Here is a 913-nt window from a genome sequence, read left to right on the forward strand (position 1 = left end):
GCACCGGAATACACCGGCAACCACTACCGCGCCCCCGCCACCGCGGTGGAAGAACTGCTGGCCGGCATCTACGCCCAGGTCCTGGGCCTGGACCGGGTCAGCGTGGATGACTCGTTCTTCGAACTGGGCGGCGATTCGTTGGCGGCGATGCGTCTGGTCGCGGAGGCGAATTCGGTTCTGGGTGGCCGTCTTTCGGTGCGGGCGTTGTTCGAGGCGCCGACGGTGGGGTTGTTGGCGCCGCGGGTGGGTGGGGATGGTCATCGGTTGGCGCCGTTGGTGGCCGGTGAACGGCCTGCGGTGGTGCCGCTGTCGTTCGCCCAAAGCCGCTTATGGTTTATCGACCAAATACAGGGTCCCTCACCGGTTTACAACATGCCGGTGGTGTTGCGGTTGGGCGGTCACCTGAACGTCCGGGCGTTGGGTGCGGCGTTGGCCGATGTGGTGGCCCGTCACGAGAGTTTGCGCACGGTGTTCGCGGTCGAGCAGGGAGTGCCGCGGCAGGTGGTGATGGCCGCCGACAGTGTGGACTTCGGGTGGCAAGTCGTGGACGCAACCAACTGGCCGCAGGAGCGGCTGGGTGCCGCGATCGAGGCGGTGGCGGGGCACCCGTTTGACCTGGAATTTGAGATTCCGTTGCGTGCGGCCCTTTTCCGCCTTGGCGACGATGAGCATGTGTTGGCGGCGGTGGTGCACCACATCGCGGCTGACGGGTGGTCGATCACCCCGTTGACGCGCGATCTCGCGATGGCCTACGCCGCGCGGTGTGGTGGTGTTGCGCCGGGGTGGGCGCCGTTGGCGGTGCAGTATGCCGATTACACGGTGTGGCAGCGCGCGGAGTTGGGGGATGTGGGTGATGCGGGCAGTGTGATCGCGGGGCAGGTGCGGTATTGGCAGGAGGCGTTGGCGGGGTTGC

At 67.0% G+C, this 913-nt stretch carries 1 protein-coding gene; it reads left to right on the top strand.

Annotated elements, in window-relative coordinates:
• Nucleotides 1-913: condensation domain-containing protein (locus tag BST27_RS30625; protein ID WP_249025752.1), on the top strand; the 913-nt coding region annotated here is incomplete at both ends.

The organism is Mycobacterium intermedium, assembly GCF_002086275.1.
GTDB classification, from domain to species: Bacteria; Actinomycetota; Actinomycetes; order Mycobacteriales; family Mycobacteriaceae; genus Mycobacterium; species Mycobacterium intermedium.